The 23,941-nt window shown below is 67.4% G+C and carries 27 protein-coding genes; 17 read left to right on the top strand and 10 right to left on the bottom strand.

What is annotated here, in order from left to right:
- Positions 1-15: 15 nt before the first annotated feature.
- On the bottom strand, positions 16-255 hold the full coding sequence (locus tag AC3A56_RS16860) for a BolA family protein (protein WP_056767380.1): 240 nt from the start codon (positions 253-255) through the stop codon (positions 16-18).
- Between the two features lie 207 nt (positions 256-462).
- Between AC3A56_RS16860 and AC3A56_RS16865 the strand changes: the two genes are divergently transcribed.
- The 12 genes from AC3A56_RS16865 (at position 463) to ptsP (ending at position 10,609) form a co-directional block, all read left to right on the top strand.
- Positions 463-1,473 carry a KpsF/GutQ family sugar-phosphate isomerase gene (locus AC3A56_RS16865; RefSeq protein ID WP_056717051.1) on the top strand — a complete coding sequence of 337 codons (1,011 nt, stop codon included), beginning with the start codon at positions 463-465 and terminating at the stop codon, positions 1,471-1,473.
- A 74-nt stretch (positions 1,474-1,547) separates the two neighbouring features.
- Entirely contained in the window at positions 1,548-2,090 is a 543-nt protein-coding gene (locus AC3A56_RS16870; RefSeq protein WP_056717050.1) for a KdsC family phosphatase, read from the top strand.
- Positions 2,087-2,683: an LPS export ABC transporter periplasmic protein LptC gene (lptC, locus tag AC3A56_RS16875; protein ID WP_487771121.1), complete on the top strand. Its 597-nt coding sequence runs from the start codon at positions 2,087-2,089 to the stop codon at positions 2,681-2,683. The genes AC3A56_RS16870 and lptC overlap by 4 nt, the downstream gene beginning before the upstream one ends.
- On the top strand, positions 2,646-3,239 hold the full coding sequence (lptA, locus tag AC3A56_RS16880) for a lipopolysaccharide transport periplasmic protein LptA (protein ID WP_487771122.1): 594 nt from the start codon (positions 2,646-2,648) through the stop codon (positions 3,237-3,239). Before lptC ends, lptA begins: the two co-directional genes overlap by 38 nt.
- 3 nt (positions 3,240-3,242) lie before the next feature.
- Positions 3,243-3,962, top strand: a complete 720-nt coding sequence (gene lptB, locus AC3A56_RS16885) for an LPS export ABC transporter ATP-binding protein (protein ID WP_056767152.1) — start codon at positions 3,243-3,245, stop codon at positions 3,960-3,962.
- 97 nt (positions 3,963-4,059) lie between these two features.
- Positions 4,060-5,517: an RNA polymerase factor sigma-54 gene (locus AC3A56_RS16890; RefSeq protein WP_056767154.1), complete on the top strand. Its 1,458-nt coding sequence runs from the start codon at positions 4,060-4,062 to the stop codon at positions 5,515-5,517.
- A 144-nt stretch (positions 5,518-5,661) separates the two neighbouring features.
- A complete protein-coding gene (gene hpf, locus AC3A56_RS16895) occupies positions 5,662-5,985 on the top strand; it encodes a ribosome hibernation-promoting factor, HPF/YfiA family (RefSeq protein ID WP_056717044.1) in 324 nt (107 codons plus the stop codon).
- Between the two features lie 145 nt (positions 5,986-6,130).
- Positions 6,131-7,081 carry an HPr(Ser) kinase/phosphatase gene (gene hprK, locus AC3A56_RS16900; protein WP_487771123.1) on the top strand — a complete coding sequence of 317 codons (951 nt, stop codon included), beginning with the start codon at positions 6,131-6,133 and terminating at the stop codon, positions 7,079-7,081.
- A gap of 4 nt (positions 7,082-7,085) precedes the next feature.
- The gene (rapZ, locus tag AC3A56_RS16905; RefSeq protein WP_056717040.1) at positions 7,086-7,985 is read left to right on the top strand and encodes an RNase adapter RapZ; all 900 of its coding nucleotides are present in this window, start codon (positions 7,086-7,088) and stop codon (positions 7,983-7,985) included.
- A 38-nt stretch (positions 7,986-8,023) separates the two neighbouring features.
- Positions 8,024-8,416 (top strand): PTS sugar transporter subunit IIA, encoded by a 393-nt coding sequence (locus AC3A56_RS16910; protein ID WP_007805705.1) that lies wholly within the window; start codon positions 8,024-8,026, stop codon positions 8,414-8,416.
- An 8-nt stretch (positions 8,417-8,424) separates the two neighbouring features.
- Entirely contained in the window at positions 8,425-8,694 is a 270-nt protein-coding gene (locus AC3A56_RS16915) for an HPr family phosphocarrier protein (RefSeq protein WP_056717038.1), read from the top strand.
- A gap of 145 nt (positions 8,695-8,839) precedes the next feature.
- Positions 8,840-10,609, top strand: a complete 1,770-nt coding sequence (gene ptsP, locus AC3A56_RS16920) for a phosphoenolpyruvate--protein phosphotransferase (protein ID WP_487771124.1) — start codon at positions 8,840-8,842, stop codon at positions 10,607-10,609.
- 51 nt (positions 10,610-10,660) lie between these two features.
- Here the strand turns inward: ptsP and AC3A56_RS16925 are convergent, their stop codons facing one another.
- Positions 10,661-11,542: a LysR family transcriptional regulator gene (locus AC3A56_RS16925; RefSeq protein WP_056717033.1), complete on the bottom strand. Its 882-nt coding sequence runs from the start codon at positions 11,540-11,542 to the stop codon at positions 10,661-10,663.
- A gap of 87 nt (positions 11,543-11,629) precedes the next feature.
- On the opposite strand from AC3A56_RS16925, the gene AC3A56_RS16930 reads away from it, so the two are divergent.
- Together AC3A56_RS16930 and AC3A56_RS16935 are read left to right on the top strand one after the other, a co-directional pair.
- On the top strand, positions 11,630-12,667 hold the full coding sequence (locus tag AC3A56_RS16930; protein ID WP_487771125.1) for a YeiH family protein: 1,038 nt from the start codon (positions 11,630-11,632) through the stop codon (positions 12,665-12,667).
- A gap of 91 nt (positions 12,668-12,758) precedes the next feature.
- On the top strand, positions 12,759-13,058 hold the full coding sequence (locus tag AC3A56_RS16935; protein ID WP_235577832.1) for a hypothetical protein: 300 nt from the start codon (positions 12,759-12,761) through the stop codon (positions 13,056-13,058).
- Positions 13,059-13,155: 97 nt separating this feature from the next.
- Here the strand turns inward: AC3A56_RS16935 and tsaB are convergent, their stop codons facing one another.
- The 3 genes from tsaB to AC3A56_RS16950 all read right to left on the bottom strand — a co-directional run bounded on the left by tsaB (position 13,156) and on the right by AC3A56_RS16950 (position 16,971).
- A complete protein-coding gene (gene tsaB, locus AC3A56_RS16940; protein ID WP_487771126.1) occupies positions 13,156-13,848 on the bottom strand; it encodes a tRNA (adenosine(37)-N6)-threonylcarbamoyltransferase complex dimerization subunit type 1 TsaB in 693 nt (230 codons plus the stop codon).
- On the bottom strand, positions 13,845-15,191 hold the full coding sequence (gene creD / locus AC3A56_RS16945; RefSeq protein WP_487771127.1) for a cell envelope integrity protein CreD: 1,347 nt from the start codon (positions 15,189-15,191) through the stop codon (positions 13,845-13,847). The genes tsaB and creD overlap by 4 nt, the downstream gene beginning before the upstream one ends.
- Positions 15,192-15,315: 124 nt before the next feature.
- The gene (locus tag AC3A56_RS16950; protein WP_487771128.1) at positions 15,316-16,971 is read right to left on the bottom strand and encodes an ABC-F family ATP-binding cassette domain-containing protein; all 1,656 of its coding nucleotides are present in this window, start codon (positions 16,969-16,971) and stop codon (positions 15,316-15,318) included.
- Positions 16,972-17,256: 285 nt separating this feature from the next.
- Between AC3A56_RS16950 and lepB the strand changes: the two genes are divergently transcribed.
- Both lepB and AC3A56_RS16960 read left to right on the top strand, forming a co-directional pair.
- Positions 17,257-17,931 carry a signal peptidase I gene (lepB, locus tag AC3A56_RS16955; RefSeq protein ID WP_487771129.1) on the top strand — a complete coding sequence of 225 codons (675 nt, stop codon included), beginning with the start codon at positions 17,257-17,259 and terminating at the stop codon, positions 17,929-17,931.
- An 82-nt stretch (positions 17,932-18,013) separates the two neighbouring features.
- Positions 18,014-19,132, top strand: coding sequence for a helix-turn-helix domain-containing protein (locus AC3A56_RS16960; protein ID WP_487771130.1), 1,119 nt, complete (start codon positions 18,014-18,016; stop codon positions 19,130-19,132).
- Here AC3A56_RS16960 and AC3A56_RS16965 read toward each other — a convergent pair.
- The 5 genes from AC3A56_RS16965 to AC3A56_RS16985 form a co-directional block, all read right to left on the bottom strand.
- On the bottom strand, positions 19,053-19,718 hold the full coding sequence (locus tag AC3A56_RS16965; protein WP_487771131.1) for a DUF2306 domain-containing protein: 666 nt from the start codon (positions 19,716-19,718) through the stop codon (positions 19,053-19,055). The two genes, AC3A56_RS16960 and AC3A56_RS16965, sit on opposite strands and share 80 nt — an antisense overlap.
- A 130-nt stretch (positions 19,719-19,848) precedes the next feature.
- Complete coding sequence (locus AC3A56_RS16970; protein ID WP_487771132.1) at positions 19,849-20,553, bottom strand: alpha/beta hydrolase; 705 nt, start codon at positions 20,551-20,553, stop codon at positions 19,849-19,851.
- On the bottom strand, positions 20,550-21,362 hold the full coding sequence (locus tag AC3A56_RS16975; protein ID WP_487771133.1) for a dioxygenase family protein: 813 nt from the start codon (positions 21,360-21,362) through the stop codon (positions 20,550-20,552). The genes AC3A56_RS16970 and AC3A56_RS16975 overlap by 4 nt, the downstream gene beginning before the upstream one ends.
- A 62-nt stretch (positions 21,363-21,424) precedes the next feature.
- Entirely contained in the window at positions 21,425-21,814 is a 390-nt protein-coding gene (locus tag AC3A56_RS16980) for a DoxX family protein (RefSeq protein ID WP_113725916.1), read from the bottom strand.
- Positions 21,815-21,858: 44 nt separating this feature from the next.
- Complete coding sequence (locus AC3A56_RS16985; RefSeq protein WP_487771134.1) at positions 21,859-22,491, bottom strand: NADPH-dependent F420 reductase; 633 nt, start codon at positions 22,489-22,491, stop codon at positions 21,859-21,861.
- 123 nt (positions 22,492-22,614) lie between these two features.
- On the opposite strand from AC3A56_RS16985, the gene AC3A56_RS16990 reads away from it, so the two are divergent.
- A complete protein-coding gene (locus tag AC3A56_RS16990) occupies positions 22,615-23,523 on the top strand; it encodes a LysR family transcriptional regulator (RefSeq protein ID WP_487771135.1) in 909 nt (302 codons plus the stop codon).
- Positions 23,524-23,941 lie beyond the last annotated feature (418 nt).

Here is a 23,941-nt window from a genome sequence, read left to right on the forward strand (position 1 = left end):
ACCATTCCCCATTCCCTATTCCCGAATCCCGGCTTCTTCCGGAGTCAATGTCTTCAGCGCCAGCGCGTGGATCGCACCGCCCATCAGCTCGCCCAGCGTGGCGTACACCAGCCGATGCCGGGCCAGCGGCAACTTGCCACCGAACTGGCTGGCCACCACGGTGGCCTCGAAATGCACGCCATCGGCACCGCTGACCTCCGCCTTTGCACCGGGCAGGCCCTGTTCGATCATCGCCTGGATGCGGCTGGAGTCCATCGGGTAGTGTTCCATGAGGTGGTCGGGCCAGCCGGAAGGCGGATTCCCGCTGGATCGGAATCCTTTGTGCTGGCTTATGACGTTAAAATGGGAAGATGCCATGGTAATGGAAATACGCTGGCGCAGAAATGACGAGGGCTCGGCAGCCGGCGGAACCGGCCCGCTTTCCATCGCCCTCCGTGTCCCCGCCACCTTGCCTGAGCCCTCATGAACGCACGCACCGCCCCACCCCTCCCGACCTCGCTGGATGCCGACCTGGTCACCCGCAGCGCGCGCACGGTGGTCGCCACCGAAGCGGCCGCCGCGCTGGCGCTGGAATCGCGGATCGGGCCGGAGTTCGTCGAGGCCTGCCGGCTGATCCTGGGCTGCAAGGGCCGCGTGGTGGTCAGCGGCATGGGCAAGTCCGGCCATATCGGGCGCAAGGTCGCCGCCACCCTGGCCTCCACCGGCACCCCGGCATTCTTCGTGCATCCGGGCGAGGCCAGCCATGGCGACCTCGGCATGATCCTGCCGCAGGACGTGGTGCTGGCGCTGTCCTATTCCGGCGAGACCGACGAACTGCTGCTGATCCTGCCGGTGATCAAGCGCCAGGGCATCCCGCTGATCGCGATCACCGGACGCCCCACCTCCTCGCTGGCGACCCAGGCCGACGTGCACCTGGACGGCAGCATCTCCAGCGAAGCCTGCCCGCTGGGCCTGGCGCCGACCACCAGCACCACGGTGGCGCTGGTGTGGGGTGACGCGCTGGCGATCGCCCTGCTCGAGGCGCGCGGGTTCACCTCGGACGACTTCGCCCGCTCGCACCCGGCCGGTGCGCTGGGCCGTCGCCTGCTGTTGCACATCAGCGACGTGATGCATACCGGCGACGACGTGCCGAAGATCTCGCCCGACGCCGGGATCACCGCCGCCCTGGTCGAGATGACCCGCAAGCACCTGGGCATGACCGCCGTGGTCGACGCCGATCAGCGCCTGCTGGGCGTATTCACCGACGGCGACCTGCGCCGCGCGCTGGACGACGAAGGCGTGGACCTGCGCGGGGCCACCGTGGCCGAGCTGATGACCCGCGGCCCGAAAACCATCGGCGCCGACAAGCTGGCGGCCGAGGCGGCGCAGCTGATGGAGAAATACCAGATCCACGCCCTGCTGGTGGTCGACGACGAACAGCGCGTGGTCGGCGCGTTGAACATTCATGATCTGCTCCGGGCGCGTGTGGTCTGATCCCGATTTGCCCCGGCAAATCGGAAAATCAGGCAAACCCGCCTTTCGAGGCTTTTCACAGCAACCATGGACTCATGACCTACCTCGCCAACCTCTCCGCCGACATCCTCACCCGCGCCGCGAAAATTCGCCTGGCCGTGTTCGACGTGGATGGCACGCTGACCGACGGCCGCCTGTGGTACGGCGAGGATGGCCGCGAAACCAAGGTCTTCCACGTGCATGACGGCCTGGGCCTGAAGCGGCTGCAGGCGAACGGCGTGCAGGTGGCCATCATCACGGCACGCATCAGCCACCCGGTGTCGCTGCGCGCCGAGGAACTGGGCATCAGCCACGTCTACCAGGGCCAGGGCGACAAGCGCGGCTGCCTGCAGCAATTGCTCGACGCCCTGCAGCTGACGCCCGAACAGGCCGCCTTCGTCGGCGACGACCTGCCCGACCTGCCGCCGATGCACATCGCCGGGCTCGCCGTGGCGGTGGCCAACGCCCACCCCTGGGTGGCCGAGGCGGCGCACTGGCAGACCACCCGCAGCGGCGGCATGGGCGCGGCGCGCGAGGCCTGCGACCTGATCCTGCACGCCCAGGGCAAGAGCGACGCCGAACGGGAGCGCTGGCAGTGAGCCTGCGCCTGTGGCTGCGCGACCGGCGCCTGCCGGCCGCGACCATCGCGATCGCGCTGGCCGCCGGCGTCGCCCAGATCCTGCTGTGGTGGTTCGGTCCGGCGCCCAGGACCAACGACTTCGTGGGCCCGCCCCGCTCGGGCTACACCCTGACCAACGCCCGCATGACCGAGTTCAACGCCGAGGGGAAGCCCAGCTTCCACCTGCAGTCGCCGCACCTGGAACGCCGCGAGGGCGACGACTCGCTGTACCTGAATTCACCCACGTTCCAGCTGCCGGCGAACCAGGCTGGCGTTCCGGACTGGCAGGGCAAGTCGTTGTATGGCTGGGTCAACAAGAGCGGCACCGAACTGAAGCTGCAAGGTCCGGTGGACATGCGCCGGGCAGCCTTCCGCGATGCGCCCGCCGCGCAGATCCAGACCGCCGACATCACCGCCTGGCCGAAACAGAACCGGCTGGAAACCGCCGCGCCCGCGCAGATGGTGCAAGGCGGCACTAGAATCAGCGGTATCGGCATGCGCGCCGACCTGAATGACAAACACCTGGAGCTGCTCGATGACGTTCATGCCACCTTCCCGCCGCGCAAGCGCTAGGTTCGCGCTCGGCATTGCCGCTCTGGGCCTGCTCGCGGCACAACCTGCCCTGGCGAAAAAGAGCGACCGCCAGCAGGAAATGCACGTCGGCGCGAAACATTTCGACGGTTTCCAGAAGCCCAACAGCGTCAGCACGCTGAGCGGCAGCGTGGTGATCACCCAGGGCACCCTGAAAGCCACCGGGGCGCAAGCCAAGGTGTATTTCGACGGCGACAGCCAGATCAGCCGGGTGGTGATCACCGGCAGCCCGGCCCATCTCGAGCAACTGGACGAGAACAACAACCTGGTGCTGGGCGACGCCGCCACGCTCGACTACGACAACCTCAAGGGGGTCGCCGTGCTCAGCGGCAACGCCTCGATCACCCAGAAGGGACGTGGCGACGCCCACGGCGACAAGCTCACCTACAACACCGAGACCAGCCAGATGACCGGCGAAAGCAGCGGCGACGGCCTGGTCCACATGACCTTCAAGCCGAAGGCGAAACCTGCCGACGACGCGGCGCCCGCCGCATCCTCGAGCGCACCGGCCAAGCCGGCCACGCAGGGACAGCCGTAACCGATGCTCTCCGCCGAAGGTCTGCAAAAGAGTTTCAAGTCGCGCCAGGTCGTGCGCGAATTCGGTTTCTCGATCCGCGAGGGCGAAGTGGTCGGCCTGCTCGGCCCCAACGGCGCGGGCAAGACCACCTGCTTCTACATGGTGGTGGGACTGATCGAGGCCGACGCGGGCAGCATCAAGCTGGACAAGCTCGACATCACCGGCCTGCCGATGCATGCGCGCGCCAAGCTCGGCATCGGCTACCTGCCGCAGGAAGCGTCGGTATTCCGCCGGCTCAGCGTGTCCGACAACATCATGGCGGTGCTGGAACTGCGCGACGGCCTGACCGCGCAGCAGCGCGAGACCGAACTGGAAAGCCTGCTGGACGAGCTGAAAATCGCCCACATCGCCGAACAGAAAGGCATCAGCCTGTCCGGCGGCGAGCGGCGCCGGGTGGAAATTGCCCGGGCGCTGGCCGCCAACCCCCGCTACATGCTGCTGGACGAACCGTTCGCCGGCGTCGATCCGATCTCCGTGGGCGAAATCCAGCGCATCGTGCGCCACCTCAAGGAACGCGGCATCGGCGTGCTGATCACCGACCACAACGTGCGCGAGACCCTGGGCATCTGCGACCGCGCCTACATCCTCAACGAGGGCGAAGTGCTGTCGCGCGGCACGCCGGCGCACATCCTGGCCGACGACAAGGTGCGCGAGGTGTACCTGGGCCGCGAGTTCCGGCTCTGAAAAAGCTGTCGCGGCATCTTTTGGCGCCACGGGAATCTATGGCCGCGCCCGCAGGCTCGGGTTACGATGGCCCGCGTCCCCTTCCGATCCGGCTGGCATGAAACCCGCACTGCAGTTTCGCCTCCACCAGCAGCTGACGCTGACGCCGCAATTGCAGCAGGCCATACGCCTGCTGCAGCTGTCGCAACTGGAGCTGGAGACCGAGCTGCGGCAAATCGCCGAAAGCAATCCGCTGCTGGAATTCGCCGAGGAGATCGAGGACGAGGAAGCCCCCGAGGTCAGCGAGGCCGAATTCGACTACCCCAGCGTCGAGGCGGTGGCCACGGCCGGCAGCAATGACGAGGGCGAAAGCAGCGAGTGGGCTGACGGCGGCGGCACGGCGGAAGCGCCCATCGACTTCTCCAGCAGCAGTTCGAGCAGCAGCTCCGGCTCGCGTGGCGACGACGACTTCGAGCCGCAGAGCGTCGCGCCGGAAACGCTGCAGCAACACCTGCTTTGGCAGCTCAACCTCGCCTCGTTCAGTCCGCGCCAGCACCTGATCGCCACGGTGCTGATCGATGCGCTGAACCCCGCCGGCTACCTGGCCGAGGGCCTCGATGCGGTCATCGCCGCCCTGCCCGCCGGTTTCGATGCCAGCATGATCGAGATCGAGACCGTGCGCCGCCAGTTGCAGGGATTCGATCCCACCGGCGTGGCCAGCCTCGACCTGCGCGACTGCCTGCGCGTGCAGCTGGAACAGTTCGATGCCGCCACGCCGCAGCGCGAACTGGCGTTGCACATCGTGGACAGCGAACTGGACCTGCTGGCCCGCAACGACATCGCCCGGCTGGCCCGGCGCCTGCGCGCCAGCGAGGACGACGTGGCCGAGGCGGCGGTATTGATCCGCAGCCTGGACCCGCGCCCCGGCGCGGCGCTGGACACCACGCCGGTGGAATACGTGGCGCCGGATGTCTACGCCCTGCGCGACGGCCCCCGCTGGCGGGTCAGCCTGAATGCCGACGCGCAGCCGCGGCTGGGCCTCAACCAGCACTACTGCGGGCTGATCGCCAAGGCGCGCGGCGAGGATGCCAGCTGGATGCGCGGCCAGCTGCAGGAAGCGCGCTGGCTGATCAAGAGCCTGGAATCGCGCGCCGAGACGCTCCTGAAAGTGGCCGACGCGATCGTGCGGCGGCAAAGCGCCTTCCTCGACTACGGCCCCGAGGCGATGCACCCGCTGGTGCTGCGCGAGGTGGCCGAGGAGGTCGGCATGCACGAATCGACCATCTCGCGGGTCACCACGCGCAAGTACCTGCATACGCCACGCGGCACCTTCGAGCTGAAATACTTCTTTTCCAGTGGCGTATCCACCGAGGACGGCGGCAGCGCCTCGGCCACCGCCATCCAGGCCATGCTGCGCAAACTCATCGACGCCGAAGACGTGCGCAAGCCGTTGTCCGACCTCGCCATCACTGAGGAGCTCAAGCGCAAGGGCATCCAGGTTGCCCGTCGCACCGTCGCCAAGTACCGGGAAGGCCTGCGCATTCCCACCTCCAGCGAGCGCCAGCGCGCGGGCTGAACGCCTCGTCGCGGCGGGAACTTGGTTAACGAAAATTCGCTCCCATACCTGTTACAGAATGACTGACGATGTGTCGGCGCCTGCGGCCCGACGCGTCCACCCCGCCGCGACAACGCGGCACTGCACCACCAGAGGAGGCGACCCATGCAATTCCAACTCAGCGGCCAGCAGATTGAAGTCACCCCGGCCTTGCGCGAACACGCCACGGCCAAGCTCGACCGCCTCACTCGCCTCGACGACAAGCTGATGAGCCTCGCGATCGTGCTTTCGGTCGACAAGCTGCAGCAGCGCGCCGATGGCACGCTCAACGCGGTCGGCGCCACCCTGCATGCCGAGGCCACCGAGGCCGACATGTATGCCTCGATCGACGTGCTGTTCGACAAGCTGGTCGCCCAGTTGCGCAAGCACCGCGAGAAAGTGGCCGACAAGCATCAACGCGAAGCGCGCGAGGAGCGCCAGTACGGCTGATCCCGTCGCTTGAACGCCACCCGGAACGGCCCGCCACGTGCGGGCCGTTTCCTTTTCTGAACACGTACCACCGTCCAAGCTGGCACAATGGCCGCGTCGCCGCGAAGCCCCGCCGGGCAACGACACGCGGCGCAGAGGACTGAGCTTGGACCGGATCAGCGCGCGACAACTCTACGATGGTGTCCACGAACGCATGGCCCTGCGCTGGGTGTCGGGCATGCGTGGCGAATCGCGCGTGCTGGAGCCGGGCGTGGCGCAGTCGCGGCGGCCTTCGCTGATCGGCTACCTCAACGTCATCTACCCGAACAAGGTGCAGATCATCGGCTCGGAGGAGCTGAACTTCCTCGACGGGCTGGACTCGCGCCAGCGCTGGGAGGTGATGCACAAGATCGCCGCCTACCAGCCGGTGGCCCTGATCGTGACCAAGGACCAGCCGATCCCCGCCGACCTGCGCGAGGTCGCCGAGGAAACCGGCACGCCGCTGTGGACCAGTTCCAAGCGCGGCCACGAACTGCTGACCTACCTGCAATACCACCTGGCGCGCATGCTGGCGGCGAAGATCACCCTGCATGGCGTGTTCATGGAGGTCTTCTCGATCGGCGTGCTGATCACCGGCGAAGCCGGCTCGGGCAAGAGCGAGCTGGCGCTGGAACTGATCAGCCGCGGCCACCGGCTGGTCGCCGATGACGCCACCGAATTCACCCTGATCGCGCCGGACGTGATCGACGGCACCTGCCCCGAGCTGCTGCAGGACCTGCTGGAAGTGCGTGGCCTGGGCGTGCTCAACGTGCGCGAGATGTTCGGCCACATGTCGGTAAAGCCGTCCAAATACCTGCGCCTGGTGGTCCACCTGAAGCCGCTGCGCGACGGTGAGGACATCGACGCGCTGACCCGTCTGACCGGCGACATCGGCCATCGCGAGGTGTTCGACGTGCAGGTGCCGAAGATCACCCTGCCGGTCGCCTCCGGCCGCAACCTCGCCGTGCTGGTCGAGGCCGCCGTGCGCAGCCATGCGCTCAAGAGCAAGGGCATCGATCCGGCGCAGACCTTCATTGACCGTCAGGCGCACCAGTTGCGCCGGCTGCCGCCATGGTGAACGCATGAACGGAAACACTCCCCTGCTCGACCTGCAGGTCGACCCCAGCGAGATCCACCTGATCGTGCTCACCGGCATGTCCGGCGGCGGCAAGACGGTGGCGCTGCGCGCGATGGAGGACCTGGAGTTCTACTGCGTCGACAACCTGCCATCGGCCCTGCTGCCGCAGCTGGTCAACGCGGTGATCCAGGGCAACAGCAAGCACCGGCGCATCGCGGTGGGCGTGGACGTGCGCAATCGCGGCACCGACTTCGCCCACATGCCGACCGTGCTGTCCGAGCTGGCCGCCGCCGGCGTGCAGGTGCACCTGGTGTTCCTGGACTGCCGCGACGAGGTGCTGATCAAGCGCTACTCGGAAACCCGCCGCCGCCATCCGCTGGCCACCCGCGGCGTGTCGCTGGCCGACGCGATCGTCGAGGAGCGCCGGCTGCTGCGCCCGCTGATGGCGATCGCCGAGAAGGTGATCGACTCCAGCGAACTCAACGTGCACCAGTTGCGTCGCCTGGTGGCCACCGGCTACGCCCAGGCCACCGAGGGACTGACCCTGATGTTCCAGTCGTTCGCCTTCAAGCGCGGCCTGCCGCTGGATGCCGATTTCGTGTTCGACGCGCGCTGCCTGCCCAATCCGCACTGGCAGGCCCACCTGCGTCCGCTGTCGGGCAAGGACGCGCCGGTGCGCGAGTTCCTCGAAGCCGAACCCCTGGTCGGCGAATACTTCGCCGACACCGCGCGCTGGCTGGATGCCTGGCTGCCCCGCTTCGAACAGGACGACCGCAGCTACGTGACCATCTCGATCGGCTGCACCGGCGGCCGGCATCGTTCGGTCTACCTGGTCGAAAAGCTGGCCGCCTATTATCGTGACCGCCGCGAGGGCGTGCTCGCCTTCCATCGCGAGCTGGAGTGAACCGGCATGACTTCGGCAACCCGCAGGAAACAGCAGCCATGAGCGTGGGCGTGCTGCTGATGACCCACGAAGCGGTCGGTCACGCGATCATCTCGGCCGCGCACCACGTGATGCCGAAGCTGCCCTTGCGGGTGGACGCGGTGGAGGTGCCGCCCAATGCCGATCCCGACGTGATGCGCACGCTCACCGCGCATCACGCCCGCGAACTCGACCACGGCGATGGCGTGCTGATCCTTGCCGACCTGTACGGCGCCACGCCGTGCAACATCGGGCTGTCGCTGGGTGCGCTGGGCGTGCGCCTGCGCTGCGTCTCCGGGCTCAACCTGCCGATGCTGCTGCGCGTACTCAACTATGCGGAAAAACCGCTGGACGAACTGGCCGAGATCGCGGCCAGCGGTGGCCGCGGGGGAATTTTCATCGACCATGCCTGACTCCATCCATGCTTGAACAAGAAGTCGTCATCTCCAACAAACTCGGACTGCACGCCCGCGCCTCGGCCAAGCTGGTGCAGCTGGTGCAGGGCTTCAAGTCCACCGTGTGGCTGATCAGCAAGGGCCGCGAGGTCAACGCCCAGAGCATCATGGGCGTGATGATGCTGGCCGCCGGCCTGGGCAGTCCGCTGACCATCCGCGCCGAAGGCCCCGACGAGGAACCTGCGCTCGCCGCCGTGGTCGAGCTGTTCGAGCGCAAGTTCGACGAGGGGGCGTAGTGATGCAGGGAATCGGGAATCTGGAACCGGGAATCGGCAAAGCCGACTGCACCAGGTTGACGGTGCATCGCCGGCCTGCGCGCGCCCTGCTCCTGACCATTCTCCATTCCCCATTGCCCATTCCCGACTCCGCAAGGAGCCAAGCGTGAGACACATCCTTCCCGGCACCGTCGCCGCCCATGGCATGGCGCTTGGCCGTGCGCGGCTGGTGCAGCCCAGTCGTTACGCGGTCGACAACCGTCCGCTGGGCGAGGACGAGATCGAGGGCGAACTGGAACACCTGCACCGCGCACTCGACACGGCGCGGCAGGAACTGCGCGAACTGCGCAACCGGCTGCACGGCGCGCTGGCCCGCGAGGTCAACGAATTCATCGACGCGCACAGCCTGCTGCTGGACGACGCCGAACTGCTCCGCGGGCTCGACGACCTGGTCCGGATCGGCCACTACCGCGCCGGCGCCGCGCTGAAGAAGCAGCGCGATCGCCTGTCCGCCGTGTTCGAGGCGATGGACGACCCCTACCTGCGCAGCCGCAAGGAAGACGTCGAGCAGGTGATCAACCGGGTGATCTCCGCGCTGCAGCGGCAGACCAGCCCGGAAGAGCGCAAGCTGGCCGCCCGCGTGGGCGAAATCCTGGTGGCCGATTCGATCGCGCCGGGCGACATGGCGCAGCTGGCCGGCAACGGCCTGCTCGGCGTGGTCGCCAGTTCCGGCAGCGCCTATTCGCACAGCGCGATCCTGGCGCGCAGCCTGGGCCTACCGATGCTGGTGGGCACCCGCGATGCGCTGTCCAACATCCACGACGACGACCTGATCCTGCTCGACGCCGAACGGGGCGAGGCGATCGTCCATCCGACCGCGCAGGACCTGTCGCGCTACCGCGCCTGGCAGCGCGAGGCGGCCATCGAGGGACGCCGCCTGGCCAAGCTGGCCAACGCGCCCACCCGCACCCGCGACGGCGTCGAGATCGCCCTGCTGGCCAATGCGGAAACGCCATCGGACGTGGCCATGGCCCGCGCCCGCGGCGCCGATGGCGTGGGCCTGTACCGCACCGAATTCCTGTTCCTCAAGCACAAGGGCCTGCCCTCGGAAGACGAACAGTTCATCGCCTATCGCGACCTGGTGATGGGCATGGGCGGCCTGCCCGTCACCATCCGCACGCTGGACCTGGGCGCCGACAAGGCCGACGCCGCCGGGCTCAGCCTGCGCGGCGAGGATAACCCCGCGCTGGGCGTGCGCGGCGTGCGCCTGTCGCTGCGCTATCCCGCGGTGTTCACCACGCAGATCCGCGCGATCCTGCGCGCCGCCTGCTACGGTCCGGTGCGCGTGCTGGTGCCGATGGTGACCCAGCCCGACGAACTGATCGCGGTGCGCACGCTGTTCAAGCTGGCGCGCCAGGACCTGAAGCGCGAGAACATCGACCTGCCCGAAAAACTGCCGCTGGGCGCGATGATCGAGGTGCCGGCGGCGGCGATCAACGTGCGTGCCCTGCTGGAGCACGCCGACTTCCTCGCCATCGGCACCAACGACCTGGCCCAGTACGTGCTGGCCGCCGACCGCGGCAACGATGCGCTGGAGAACATCTACAATCCGCTGCAACCGGCGCTGCTGCGACTGATCTCGCACGTGCTCAGCGCCGGCCGCCGGGCGAAGAAGCCGGTCAGCCTGTGCGGTGAAATCGCCGGCGACGTGAATTTCACCGCGCTGCTGCTGTTGCTGGGCCTCAACGAATTCAGCATGCACCCGGCGCAGATCCTGCAGGTGCGCGACCGCCTCGCCACGCTCGACCACGCCGACCTGCGCCGCAACCTGGCCCGCCTGCTGCGCGCCCACACCCATGAGCAGGCCGAGGCGATGTTGCGCGAGATCGTGAGCCGTTCGCAGGAGCAGGCGCTGCCCGCCAGCGCTTCCACGTAAATCATCGCGGGTTTCCGGTGCGGCAAGGCGGCGCGGGCTTCAGGCGGCGATCTAGAAACCGATGCTGTCGAGAAACGCCTCCAGCAACGCACCCCGGTATTTCTGCCGGTGCAGCAGCAGCGAGAGTTTGCGTTGCAGATCCAGGAACGGCGTCTTCAGCGCCTTCAGCCGTCCGGTTGCCAGGGCATCGGTGACCGCCACCGAAGGCAGGCAGGCGATGCCCAGGCCTGCGACCACGGCCTGCTTGATCGCCTCGATCTGGTCCAGCTCCAGCACCGTCTCGCCCGGCGGCAGCTGTGACAGCACCCGCTCGCTGGTGGCGCGCGTGGCCGAACCCGGCTCGCGCAACACCCAGCGGGCACCGGCGAAATCCGCGGGTTTCAAGCCCCGCTTGCGCGCCAGCGGATGCTCCGGCGGCGCGCACACCACCAGCGAATCGTCGCGCCACGGTCGCACTTCCAGCAATGGATGGGCCACCGGCCCCTCGACGCAGCTGATGTCCAGGCTGTGCTCCAGCATGCCTGCGGTGATCGTCTCGGTGTTGGCCACGCGCAGCCGAATCGCCACCTGCGAATGCGCCCGCACGAAGCCGCCCAGCAATTCGCCGACCAGGTAATTGCCCACCGTGTTGCTGGCGCCGATGCGCAGCTCGCCGCCCAGTTCGGCACCGTCCTCGCGGCCGCGGCGACCGAACTCGGCATGTCGCTCCAGCAGCTCCTGCGCCAGCGGCAACAGTTCGCGGCCACGGGCGTTGAGGTGCAAGCGGCCGCGCTCGCGGTCGAACACCGGCCCGTCCAGTTGGCGCTCCATCTCGGCCAGCGCCATGCTGGCCGCCGGCTGGGTCAGGTGCAGTCGTTCGGCCGCGGCACGCACGCTGCCCAGCAGCGCGATCTGCACGAACACGTCCATCTGTCGCGGGCTGATGTTGATCATCAGCCGAGTTTATACGACCAATCACATATTCCAAGTTCTGGTTATGGACTGCACGGCGGACAATGGCCGCCATTCCAGGAGTCCAGCATGTCCGCCCCCGCTTCCGTCGCCACGCCCAACCCCTTGCTGCAACGCGCGCCTGGCTTGTTGCTGGCGGTGGCGATCGCGCTGCTGGCCTGGTTGCTGGGCCGCTGGGCGCCGCTGATCGGCGGGCCGGTGATCGGCATCGTGCTGGGCATCGTGGTCGGCAATACGCTGCCGCTGGGCGCGCGTTACGCGCCGGGCATCGCGTTCGCCGGCAAGAAGGTGCTGCAGTGGTCGATCATCGCGCTGGGCTTCGGGCTCAGCCTGGACCAGGTGGCGAAGACCGGGCTGGAGTCGCTCTCGGTCACCCTGATCACGATGACGATGGCCTTCCTTTCCGCCTGGGCGCTGGGCCGCTGGCTCGGCGTGCACGACAAGCTGATGGTGCTGATCGGCGTGGGCACCGCGATCTGCGGCGGCTCGGCGATCGCCGCGGTGACGCCGATCATCCGTCCCGACGACCACGACACCGCCTTCGCGATCTCCACCATCTTCCTGTTCAACGTGGTCGCCGTGTTGCTGTTCCCCCTGCTCGGCCACCTGATGCACCTGTCCGACCTCGGTTTCGGCCTGTGGGCCGGCACCGCGATCAACGACACCTCGTCGGTGGTCGCCGCCGGCTACAGCTACAGCCACGCCGCCGGCGACTACGCCACCATCGTCAAGCTGACCCGCGCCACCCTGATCATCCCGGTCTGCCTGGTGCTGGCCTTTGTGGTCGCCGCCCGCGAGAAGCGCAAGCATGCCGAAGCCGGCAGCAGCGGCCACTTCAGTCTGGCCAGCATCTTCCCGTGGTTCATCCTGTGGTTCCTGGTCGCCTCGGCGCTGCGCACCGCCGGCCTGATCCCCGTGGCCATCCAGCCGTCCATTCACCTGCTCGCCGAATTCCTGATCATCGTGGCGCTCACCGCGATCGGCCTGTCCGCCAACCTGCGCAAGATGATCTCCAGCGGCCCCCGCCCGATCCTGCTCGGCCTGGGCGTGTGGATCGCGGTGGCAGTGAGCAGCCTGCTGGTGCAACTGGTGATCGGGCGGCTCTGAGCCACTGCTCGAGGCGTGACCCTGCGCCAACCACCTGCCATGCTTTGCCGACCACGCCCGCATCCAGCGGCACATAGGGAAATGTCAAATGATGAAACAGGTGATTTTTGCCGCCCTGGCGCTCGGTCTTCTCACCTCCTGCAGTTCCAGAAAGCTTTCTGCCGATGAATGCGGGACCTTGATCGACAAGGAAATCGACTTCGCCGTCTCGGTCATGCCGCCTGATGCCGAAGACTGGTTCCGCAAATCACACGCGGATGACCGTGCCGATCTCGTGGCCAAGTGTGTTGCGCGCAAAACCCATCGCAAGTATTACAACTGCATGAGCAAGGCCAACGATCCGTCGGCCCTGCGAAAATGCGTCATGGACGAAGGCCGGCGCAACAAGTAGAACTTGGAGAATGGGCATCATGCAGAGCATCGCGATGCTCCGCTGGCAGGATGGCAACGGGATATTCCACGCTGCCTCCCTGCATGACCCTCGACGCTTACGCCTTGCCCTGCTCCACCAGCGTCAACGCCACCTTGTCTCTCAGATACACCGGCAAGGCCAGCTCGGGCGCCTGTGCATGGCCAGCCGCAAACTCGCGCATGGCCAGTTCGGCGACGTGCGCAGCTTGCGGGTAGCAATGACCATCGGCCGAATGCAGGGTGCCAGTAAGGCGCTGGCTCAGCACGGTGGCGTAGGTGGCCCAGCCGCTGCCGACCACCTGCCAGGCATCCGCTTCAGGCAACACCAGGGTATCGGCGGTGCAGATGCGTTCGTCGTCCAGCGCGACCAGGCCGCCGTTGTCGTCGCGGCGGTAGCAGGCAGCGTAGATTTCGCCCATGCGCGCGTCGATCACCGCGAGGATGGCGGTGCCTTCCTCCTCCGGCGCCTCCAGCGCCAGCGCGGCGAGCGAGGAAACGGTGATCACCGGCAGGTCCAGCGCCAGCGCCATGCCCTGCGCCAGCGACACGCCCAGGCGCACGCCGGTGAACGCGCCGGGGCCGCGGCCCACGGCGATCGCGTCGAGCGCTTGGCGGCCGATGCCGGCTTCGGCCAGCAGTTCGTCGGCCATCGGCAACACCAGTTCGGTGTGCCGGCGCGGCGCGATTTCGCTGCGGGCGATCAGTTCGTCGCCGTGGATCAGGGCGACGGAGCAGGCTTCGGTGGCGGTTTCGATCGCGAGCAGATTCATGATTGTTCCATGATAGCCGCTGGCGGCTCGGTCGAGGTCGGTACGTACGCATACCAGTCGATGCGGCGGGTCAGGTACATCATCAGCGCGACCATCGCCAGCAGCACCAGGGCGCCGATCAGCAGCGCGTACTGCTCGGCCGCGATCAGCCCGTACAGCATCGCGTAGATCAGCCCAAGCACGCCGCCCAGCAGCAGGCCGGCGCGCCGTGCATGCAGCACCGCCATCGCATAGCCACCGACCAGCACGACCACCGCGGCCGCCGCCAGTGCATAGGCCAGACCGAAACCGATCTGCTCGGACAACGCCAGCAGCACCACGTAGAAGGTGGCCAGCGCCGCGCCGACCAGCAGGTATTGCACCGGGTGCACGCGCAGCCGCTTGAGCACCTCGAACAGGAAGAACGCCACGAAGGTCATCGCGATGAACAGCAGGCCGTACTTCCCCGCGCGCACGTTGCGCTGGTACACGTCGACCGGCTGGTACAGCTGCACGCCGAAGGTCGACGCCTGCAGCGCGGCCGTCATGTCGTCGCCGTCCGTCCAGTGCTGGCCGTAGCTGCGATTGAGATCCAGCAGGTGCCAGTGGGCGCTGAAGCCGCTGGCATCGATCGCGTGTTCCAGCGGCAGCGCGGCGCCGATGAAGCTGGGGTCGCTCCACGGCGCGCGCATGGTCACGTCGGTGCCACGCGCCAGCGGCAGCATCTGCAGCGCCTCGGTGCCAGCCAGCTTCAGGCTGATCTGCACGTCGATCGGCCGGTCGCCCAGCACGTCGAGGTCGATCGGCACCACCACGTTCGGCCATCCACCCAGGCGATCGGCCGACGATTCGAAACGGGCCGGCTGACCGTTGATCCGCAGGTCGGAAATTTCCTGCAGCCCGCGCAAGTCACCGATCGGCAGCCGCAGCTCGGCCTTGCCGCCCTGCCACGGCGCGTCGCTGGCATGGCGATACTGGGCGATGTCCTGCGCCCGGAATTGCGCGTCGAGCTTCACCGTGGCGACGAAGACCGGGGCGGTGTAGATGCCATAACTGCGCGTGGTCACAGCCATCGCCACGTCCAGCTTCAGCGCGTCGGCCAGCATGCTTTCGCTGCCCGCCTGCCAGCGCGGCGTCGCCTGACCTTCCGCCGCCACCTGACGCAACGTGGGCACCACCAGCACCGGCCCGCCCAACACCTGCTTGCCGCCCCAACCTTGCGCGATCTGGCTGATCGCATCGGTACGCAATTGCTGCCGCTCGCCCACCAGCCCGCGTACCTGCATCAGCGGTATCGTCATCAACAACGCCAGCACCCCAACCCCAAGCACCTTGGCGGTCACCGTCTGTGTCCAAGCAATCATGCGTCCACACTCCCCGGATGGAGCGTGCATCAGAGCAGACGCAACGGGCCGCAACGCGTCGCAAACGGGCCGTTCGGAGGCACGGGCATGGCATCCACAAGGCAGTGAGGGAGGGATTGCGGATTTACCGGCAGGCCGCCTGGTGGGGTATCACCGCCCGAAGATCCTCCACCCACCGACCATCCGCGAGTTCGACCCACCGGTTAATGCCGATCTCGGCCAGGAAGGCCGGATCATGGCTGACCACGACCAGGGCACCTTCGTACGCGCGCAACGCCTGCGCCAGCAAATCGACGCCGGGAAGATCGAGGTTGTTGGTCGGCTCGTCCAGCAACAGCAACTGCGGTGCCGGCGTGGCGTGCATCACGCAGGCCAGCACCGCACGCAGGCGCTCGCCGCCGGACAGCGAGCTGGCGGGAAGATCCATTCGATCACCCTGGAACTGCAGCCGCGCCAGCAGGTTTGCGCGTTGCTGGGCGGGCATGTCCGGGGCGGCGAGCGCAAGGTTCTCACTGACCGTGCGGTCCGGATCGAGCAGCTCCAGCCGCTGCGACAAGTAGGCGACCCGACCCGCGCCATGCCGCACGTCGCCATGGCCTGGCCTGCACTCGCCCGCGATCACTCGCAGCAGGGTGGTCTTGCCCGCACCGTTGTCACCACGCAACGCAATGCGTTGCGGACCGTGGATGGTGAAGCTCAGGCCGTGCCTGCCAAAAAGATCGCGACCGCCCTGCTCCACCCGCACGCCCTCGGCCGAAAACAGCAACCGATCGGCCGCCACCCGCGTGGCCGGCAAGGAAAAATCCGGCGCCGCCGCTTCGTTCAATGCCTGCCTTGCGTCATGCAGGCGCGAACCCGCTCGTTCCATCCGCGCGGCATGGGTCGCGTCGGCCTTGGCCGCGGAAGCCTGCGCCGCGCTTCTGCGATTGCCGGCCACGATCCGCGGCAGCCCGGCATCGGCCAGGTTGCGCGAGGCGTTACCCGACCGCCGCGCGGCACGTTCGCGGGCCTGCTGCATGTCGCGCTTCTCCCGCCTCCATTCGCTGCGCAGAGTTCGCACCTGCTGTTCGGCCGCGCGCTGTTCGGATTCCAGTGCTTCGCGATAGAACGCGAAACCACCGCCGTACAAGCGCAATGCGGAGGGCGACAGTTCGGCGATCTGATCCATCCGCTCAAGCAATTCCCGATCATGGCTGGCGATCAGCACACAGCCCTTCCACTCCTGCAGCACGGCATAAAACCGCAAACGCGCAGCGTGGTCGAGATTGTTGGTCGGCTCGTCCAGCAGCAGGACGTCCGGACGCCGCAACAGCTGCGCCGCCAGACCCAGCGACATCGCCTCGCCGCCGCTGAAGGTGTCGAGTCGTCGCTCCAGCGCCACGTCAGCCAGGCCCAGGCCCGCGAGCGCCGCCATGCTGCGCTCGCGCACATGCCAGTCGCCATCGACCGCATCGAAGTGCGCGGAATCAACCTGGCCGTCGGCGATCGCCTCCAGCGCCTGCAACCTGGCCGCGATGCCCAGCACCTCGGCCACCGTGGCCTCGCCATCCAGCGGCAGGTTTTGCGGCAGATACCCGACGACACCATCGATCGCCACCTGACCGGACAACGGCGACAGCTCGCCCGCCAGCAGTTTCAGCAGGCTGCTCTTGCCTGCACCGTTGGGCGCGACCAGGCCGGTGCGAACCGCCGGCAGCGCAAACGAAAGACCGTCCAGCACCGGTGTGCCGTCGGGCCATGAGAAAACGAGATTGACGACGCGAATGCGTGCATCCGACATGGGACTCTCCATGACAGCACGCGGGCAGCTGCTGCCCGCGGCGATGAACCAGGAGGATGACCGACTCGCCGCGTCTGACTGGCGACGCCCAGAATCCAGGATGGGTCTATGGATGAATCATGTCGCTCACATGCCGCCGCGCTCTCCGTCGTGCGCGTGCATTCTATGACCTTCGGCACCAGTCTGTCCGATCCTGAAACTTCACCGCCAGGCCGCGGTCATGTCCATGACGTGCCTGCGTGGTCCGCGCATCGCACTGCCCATACGACAAGACTGGAGATCTGCATGCACAGGCTCGTCCGCTTTCTGACCCGCAACCGGGGCTTCATCACCTTCATGCTGTGCATGGTCGTTTTCCGCAGCGCAGTGGCCGACTGGAACGTGGTGCCGACTGGCTCGATGCAGCCGACCATCCGCATCGGCGACCGCATCCTAATCGACAAGCTGGCCTATGACGTGCGCCTGCCGCTGACCCACGTCTCGCTGCGCCACCTGGCCGATCCGCAACGCGGCGACATCGTGGTGCTGGATTCGCCGGCCGCGCGCGAGCGCCTGGTGAAACGCGTGGTCGGCCTGCCCGGCGATGAAGTGGCGATGCGCAGCAACGTGCTCTTCATCAACGGTCGTGCGGCCGGCTATGCGGCGAGCCACGAGCAGGGCATCCACGACGACCTGCGCGATCCCGCGCATTACGAAACCGAACGCTACGGCGCGCTGCGCCACGCGATCCGCCTGTCCAACGGTCACCCCAGCCCGCTCAGCAACTTCGGCCCGACCAGGGTTCCGCCCGGCCAGTACCTGCTGCTGGGCGACGACCGCGACAACAGCATGGACTCGCGATACTTCGGCTTCTTCGCCCGCAGCGAGATCGTCGGCCGCGCGCACCACGTCCTCGTCTCGCTGGACCCGCAACAGCATTACCTGCCGCGCGGAGACCGCTTCGGCGCCGCGCTGCACTGAGACCGCGGTGACGCCGGCCTGACCAGTCCTGGCTGTTCGCCGTGCAGCTACACTGGCGCGCTTCGGCTTCCACGGTTTCCGCATGCAGGCTTGGGTGATCATCTACGCCAGTGCCGCCGCCCAAGCGGTGCTGCTCGCACTGGCGCTGTGGCGGCGCCCGGCCAATGCTGCCGCCAACCGCGTCCTGTCCGCATGGACCGGCCTGGTCGGCGTGGACCTGGCGGTCAAGGCCGTCCATCTGGCCGGGGCCGATGATCGCTGGTCGCTGGCCTACGCGGTCGTCAGCCTGTTTCCGTTCCTGCACGCCAGTCTGTTCTATGTCTACGTGCGTGCACTCACCACCGGCAGTCGCCTGCGCATGCGCGACCTGGTGCATTTCGCCGGCTTCGCGCTGGCGCTGGTGGTGGCCTGGCCGCGGCTTGCCGGCAACGCCGGTTGGGAAGGACCCGGACCGTGGTTCACGCTGTTCCTGTTCGGCTATGCATTGGCCTACGTCGCCGCGGCCCTGGTGCGGATCGCCCGGTTCCGGCAGGAATTGCGCGCGCGGCGTGCCGACGCCGACCGCCAGTCGCTGCAATGGCTCGGCGCGATGGCGTTCTCGCAGGCATTGATCTGGTGCATCGCCGCCTTGCGGGAAATCGCGCACATTCCGTTCGTGGATTACCACCTGATCTACGGTGCCGTGGCCTTGTGGATCTTCGTGATCGGCTGGTTCAGCCTGGCGCAGCCGCAGGTGCCGGCCCAGCCGATGACCGATGCCGGACACGATGCAGCGACGCCCGACGAAAGCGGCATGCCGCCCGATCGCTCGCGCGACGAGGCGGAAGACGACCCGCGCTCTCCCGAAGTCGAGGTCCGGCTCACCCAACTGATGAGCGGCGAACAGCTCTACCGCGAGCCGGCCTTGACGATCGGCCAACTGGCGCGACGCAGCGGTTACCCGGAGTACCTGGTATCGGTGGTGATCAACCGCCGCTTCGGCGCCACTTTCTGGGATTACGTCAACCGCCTGCGCATCGACGCGATGCGCGACCATCTGGCCGATCCGGGCGAGACGCGCACGATCCTGGACCTCGCCTACGCCTGCGGATTCACCTCGAAATCGACCTTCAACGCGGCGTTCAAGCGCCAGTTGGGCGAGACGCCCAGCGACTACCGCCGGCGGCACGCGCGCGACGCCACGACGGCCAGCGCAGGATGAATTCGCACACGGCAAGGTTGAGCAGCCACGACGCCCACGCCATCGTGATGTAGACCGACAGGAACGGCAGGTGCAGCACACCCGCGCCCACGCCGAGTCCCACCCTCAGCGTGACGGCAGCGAAGGTCAACGCCACGCTGCGGCACATCCAGCGCCGGTGGCCGGCGGTGTCGCCCGCGATCGCCAGCACCACGCCGCGCAAGGTGAAAACCGGCCACAGCAGCGCCAGCAGGGCGAAGCCGACGCCGCTGGCCGCGCCGCCTTGCGCATGGAACGCCAGCGACAGTCCCGACGGCGCACCGATCAGGATCGCGGCCACGTACAACCAGCCCGCGGTGCGATGCAGCGCCGGCAGGCGTCGGCGCACGCCGGCGCTGAGCTGCAACGGCGCCAGCAGCAACGCCAGCCCGGCCAGGAACATGTGCAGCGGCACGTCCCATCCGGAAATCGCGAACTGCGCGGCGAATGGATTGCCGGCCGCGTGGCTGCGATAGAGATAGCCGAAGGCGTAGACGGCGACCGCCACCGACGTGAGCGCGAACAGAAACCGGGCGGTCCAGCGAACGAGAGACAGCAGAAGGGACATGGTGGTCTACCTGGGCGGAATGCGAACTCCAGCCTCGCTCCACCGGGGCGTTCGGTCGCCCGAGACCGTCGGACCGGACGTCCGACCCGGCCGGATCGGACGTCCCGCACGCCGCAAGTGCAGGATCGACCTATCGCCCGGCGGTGGGCCTGTTCCCGCGCGGCTCTTCCCGGGACAGCCAGGCGAGGAAGTCGGCGCACATTGGCGCGCCCAGTTCGTGGCCGGTCGGATAGAGCTTCGTCTCGTGGGCGACGCCAAGGCGGGTCAGCCAGTCATCGCTGCGCTGTGCCCAGCTCACCGGGAGTTTGTCGTCGTGCGTGCCATGCGCGATGTAGCCCCGCAAGGCGGACAGATGTTCCGCGCTCGCCAACAGCGGCTTGAGCTCCGGCAGGATGCGCCCGGCCAGCACGGCGAACGCGGCGACGCGTTCGGGCGCGGTCAACGCCACGCTGGCGCTTAGGATGCCGCCCTGGCTGAAACCGGCCACGACGGTATGCGCCGCATCGATGCCGTGGGCCTGCTGCAGTTGTCCGATGAAGTCGATCAGGCTGCGACGGCTGGCGTCGGCTTCGCTGGCCACGATCTGCGGACCATTGCCGCTGAAGGCCACGCGGAACCAGCCGAACGCCGTCGAGCCCAGCGTGATCGGGCCGCGCGGCAAGACCACCAGCGTGTTGCTGTCGACCTCGGCGCCGAGCGCGGCGAGATTGGTTTCGTTGCCACCCACGCCATGTAGCAGCACCAGCAGCGACGATGGTTGCGCTGGTAGCGGCTGCAACGTACGGAAGGCCAGCGCGAAGGCGGGATCGTTCAACAGCGGTGACAAGGTCTTCATGCGGCTTTCTCCGGCGCAGCCTGCGCGACATGAGGCAGGCCGAATGCGAACGAAGCCATCGACAGCACGCCGTAGGTCATGCCGCCCTCGACCAATTGCGCCGTGTCCGTCGCGGAGCTTGCGCCCACGGCCACCAGCAGCGGCAGGTAGTGTTCCTCGGTCGGATGCGCACGCTCGCCGTGCGGGGCGCGACGACGGTAGTCGAGCAGCGCTTCGACATCGCGCGCGGCTATCGCGTCGCGAACCCAGTCGACGAATTGCTGGGCGTATTCCGGGTCGCGGATGTGCTGGCGGAATTCGTACAGGTTGTGGGTGAGGCTGCCGGAGCCGACCACCAGCACGCCACGCTGGCGCAGCGGCGCCAGCGCCTGGCCCAGTCGCAAGGCGCCGACCGCATCGATGCCCTGCGGCAGCGACACCTGGAACACCGGCACGTCGGCGTCCGGAAACAGGTAGCGCATCGGCACCCATGCGCCGTGATCGAGGCCGCGCCGTTCGTCGAGGGTCACTTCAAAACCGGCCGATGCAAGCAGACGCGCCGCGTCCTGCGCCAGCGCCGGTGCACCCGGCGCGGGGTATTGCAGCTGGTACAGCGGCTCGGGGAAGCCGCCGAAGTCGTGGATCGTTTCCGGCGCGGCGCTGCTGCCGATGCGCACGCCGCGCGTCTGCCAGTGCGGCGACACCACCAGCACGGCGGTGATGCCGCTCAGCGACTGGCCGATGGCGCGCAGGTTCGGGCCCAGCAGGCCCGGTTCCAGCGCAAACATTGGCGAACCGTGGGAGATGAAGAGCGAAGGGGCGGTGGTCATGGTGCTTTCTCCATGGGCAACGGGCGCGAGGCGCCCGTTGCGTGACTGCGGGATGGCGGCACTCAGGCGTTGCGGCGCTTGTTCCACAAGTGATCAAGGCTGAGCGCGCCGGCGCCGTGGGCGGCGACCATCAGGAAGCCGCCGGCCATCGCCACGTTCTTCCAGAAGTTGATCGCCTGGGCGGCATCGTCGAAGTGGGCGTGGAACACCACGGCACTGACCAGCGAGAACGCGGCCATCGCCAACGCGATCCAGCGGGTGAAAGCACCGGTGAGGATGGCCAGGCCACCGCCGAGTTCCAGCGCGATCACCAGCGGCAGCAACGCCCCCGGCAAACCCGCGGATTCCATGTACTGCTGGGTGCCGGCGTAGGCAGCGATCTTGCCCCAGCCGGAGATGATGAAGATCAGCGAAAGGCCGATGCGGCCAAACAGCGCGAGCGAAGCGTTCATGAGGATTCCTTGATGACGAGAAGTGAGGGGATGACGCGGACGCATCAGGCCTTGCTGATCCAGGTCGGCGCGATCGACGTGCCAAGACCGGCGCCGTAGCCGAGATAGATGTTCAGTCCGGCCAGCGGTTCGAGGTAGCGCGCGTTCTTCAGCGGGCCGGCATCGACCGGCGTGAAACCAAGGCTTTCGATCAACGCCTTCGCGGTCTGCTTCGCGCGTTCGCTGTCGCCGGCAAAGAACGCCGGAGCCACCTGGCCATCGGCAAACTTCGGGCCGTCGGCCAGCACCTGCGCGAACAGCGTGTTGAACGCCTTGACCACCTCGGCTTCGGGCAAGGCCTTGGCGATCTCCTCGGCGGCCGAGGTGTCGTAGCCGAGGGTCAGCCCCATGTAGTCGGCGGTCAGCGGATTGGTGATGTCGATGACGACCTTGCCGGCCAGCGAACCCAGCGAGCGCAGCGCCGGCACCGCATCGGCGTAACCGGTGGCGACGATGACGACGTCCGAACCGGCCAGCGCATCGGCGGCAGCCGCGGCCACGGCACCGGGATTCGCGGCGGCGAGCGCGTGGGCCTTGGCCAAGTCGCGGGCGGTGATGCGCACGGCGTGGCCGGCGCGGGTGAGTTGCTTGGCAAGCGCCGAACCCATGTTGCCGGTGCCGATCAGGGTGATGTTCATGGAAGTCTCCGTCAGGGACCCGGGACGTCCGGGCATGGAACGTACTCTATTGACCAGCGAATCACCGATAAACTAGCTTTGCATTGACTTTCGGTCTCGAAATTCGAGACAAAAGGAGGCGTCGTGGATAAATTCCAGGAAATGGCCAGCTTCGTGGCGGTGGTCGAGGCCGGCAGCTTCGTCGGCGCGGCGGACGCGATTGGGTTGTCCAAGGCGGCGGTATCGCGGCATGTCGGCGAACTCGAACAGCGCCTCGGCACGCGCCTGCTGCACCGGACCACGCGGCGGCTGTCGCTGACCGACGACGGCCAGCTCTTCTACGCCCGCGCAAAAGACATGCTGGCCGCGATCGAGGAAGCGGAATCGGAAATCAGCTCGCGCAGCGGCGAACCCAGCGGCATGCTGCGCATCAATGCGCCACTCACTTTCGGCGTCCTGCACCTCGCCCCGTTGTGGGGACGCTTCGCGCAGCTGTATCCAAAAGTGTCGCTGGACATCGACCTCAGCGATCGCGTCGTCGACCTCGTCGAAGAGGGCTACGACCTGGCCGTGCGCATCACCAACCTGCCCAACTCGCAACTGGTCAGCCGCCAACTCGCCACCACCCGCATGATCGCCTGCGCATCACCGACCTACCTGGCGCAGCACGGCACGCCCACGCACCCCGCCGAACTGGCGCAGCACCAAGTCATCTCCTACAGCTACTTCGCAGGCCGCGACGAATGGACTTTCACCGCGCCCGACGACAGCCCGGTCGTGGTGCGCATCCATGCACGCATCCACGCCAACAACGGCGACACCTGCCGCGCGGCCGCGCTCGACCATCAGGGCATCATCCTGCAACCGGATTTCATCGTCGCCGACGACTTGCGCCGCGGCGATCTGGTCGAACTGATACCGACGTACCGCGCGATGACGCTCGGCATCCACGCGGTGTATCCGTCGCGCAAGCACCTGCCCATCAAGACGCGCAGGCTGGTGGATTTTCTGGTGGAGGGGTTTGCGGTGCCGGGATGGGATGTGGCGCGATGATCGCGCTTCTCTTGCGTAGCCCGCACCTGCAGGAGCGCACCCTGTGCGCGATGCTCTGGCCCTGTCGTAGGGCGGGCACTGCCCGCCGGCTTTCCCCACGTGTCACTCATGCCCATCAAACCCTGGCGGGCAACGCTTGTACCCGCGTGTTTCGTTCAACCCGAAGCATTTGGAGCGAAGAGCTTTCGTCCTCCTTCGGAGGGCGAGGTACTTCTCTTTTGCTTGTCCAAAATAGAAGTACCCAAGAGAAAACGACACCCCACTTGGCGCTTGCCGGACTCCTGTCCGGCAAGTCCGTGAGGCGGGGTCGACAGGCCGCGTAGCGGGCATCGGCATGGATGCCCGAGTTGAGGCAACGCAGGAGCAGTTGCCCGATGTCCGCAAGGCGCGGAAGTGGGGTGGCCTCTCTTTGGGCCAC

The sequence above is a fragment of the Rhodanobacter sp. Soil_C_14 genome (assembly GCF_057657335.1).

Coding starts and splice junctions, on each gene's coding strand:
- AC3A56_RS16915 (WP_056717038.1), top strand. CDS start 8,425: ATGCTTGAACAAGAAGTCGTCATCTCCAACAAACTCGGACTGCACGCC.
- AC3A56_RS16960 (WP_487771130.1), top strand. CDS start 18,014: ATGCAGGCTTGGGTGATCATCTACGCCAGTGCCGCCGCCCAAGCGGTG.
- AC3A56_RS16890 (WP_056767154.1), top strand. CDS start 4,060: ATGAAACCCGCACTGCAGTTTCGCCTCCACCAGCAGCTGACGCTGACG.
- lptB (WP_056767152.1), top strand. CDS start 3,243: ATGCTCTCCGCCGAAGGTCTGCAAAAGAGTTTCAAGTCGCGCCAGGTC.
- creD (WP_487771127.1), bottom strand. CDS start 15,191: ATGATTGCTTGGACACAGACGGTGACCGCCAAGGTGCTTGGGGTTGGG.
- lptA (WP_487771122.1), top strand. CDS start 2,646: ATGACGTTCATGCCACCTTCCCGCCGCGCAAGCGCTAGGTTCGCGCTC.
- AC3A56_RS16985 (WP_487771134.1), bottom strand. CDS start 22,491: ATGAACATCACCCTGATCGGCACCGGCAACATGGGTTCGGCGCTTGCC.
- AC3A56_RS16980 (WP_113725916.1), bottom strand. CDS start 21,814: ATGAACGCTTCGCTCGCGCTGTTTGGCCGCATCGGCCTTTCGCTGATC.
- tsaB (WP_487771126.1), bottom strand. CDS start 13,848: ATGAATCTGCTCGCGATCGAAACCGCCACCGAAGCCTGCTCCGTCGCC.
- AC3A56_RS16950 (WP_487771128.1), bottom strand. CDS start 16,971: ATGTCGGATGCACGCATTCGCGTCGTCAATCTCGTTTTCTCATGGCCC.
- AC3A56_RS16910 (WP_007805705.1), top strand. CDS start 8,024: ATGAGCGTGGGCGTGCTGCTGATGACCCACGAAGCGGTCGGTCACGCG.
- AC3A56_RS16925 (WP_056717033.1), bottom strand. CDS start 11,542: ATGATCAACATCAGCCCGCGACAGATGGACGTGTTCGTGCAGATCGCG.
- AC3A56_RS16870 (WP_056717050.1), top strand. CDS start 1,548: ATGACCTACCTCGCCAACCTCTCCGCCGACATCCTCACCCGCGCCGCG.
- hpf (WP_056717044.1), top strand. CDS start 5,662: ATGCAATTCCAACTCAGCGGCCAGCAGATTGAAGTCACCCCGGCCTTG.
- AC3A56_RS16975 (WP_487771133.1), bottom strand. CDS start 21,362: ATGACCACCGCCCCTTCGCTCTTCATCTCCCACGGTTCGCCAATGTTT.
- rapZ (WP_056717040.1), top strand. CDS start 7,086: ATGAACGGAAACACTCCCCTGCTCGACCTGCAGGTCGACCCCAGCGAG.
- AC3A56_RS16860 (WP_056767380.1), bottom strand. CDS start 255: ATGGACTCCAGCCGCATCCAGGCGATGATCGAACAGGGCCTGCCCGGT.
- AC3A56_RS16965 (WP_487771131.1), bottom strand. CDS start 19,718: ATGTCCCTTCTGCTGTCTCTCGTTCGCTGGACCGCCCGGTTTCTGTTC.
- AC3A56_RS16935 (WP_235577832.1), top strand. CDS start 12,759: ATGAAACAGGTGATTTTTGCCGCCCTGGCGCTCGGTCTTCTCACCTCC.
- AC3A56_RS16865 (WP_056717051.1), top strand. CDS start 463: ATGAACGCACGCACCGCCCCACCCCTCCCGACCTCGCTGGATGCCGAC.
- lepB (WP_487771129.1), top strand. CDS start 17,257: ATGCACAGGCTCGTCCGCTTTCTGACCCGCAACCGGGGCTTCATCACC.
- AC3A56_RS16930 (WP_487771125.1), top strand. CDS start 11,630: ATGTCCGCCCCCGCTTCCGTCGCCACGCCCAACCCCTTGCTGCAACGC.
- AC3A56_RS16970 (WP_487771132.1), bottom strand. CDS start 20,553: ATGAAGACCTTGTCACCGCTGTTGAACGATCCCGCCTTCGCGCTGGCC.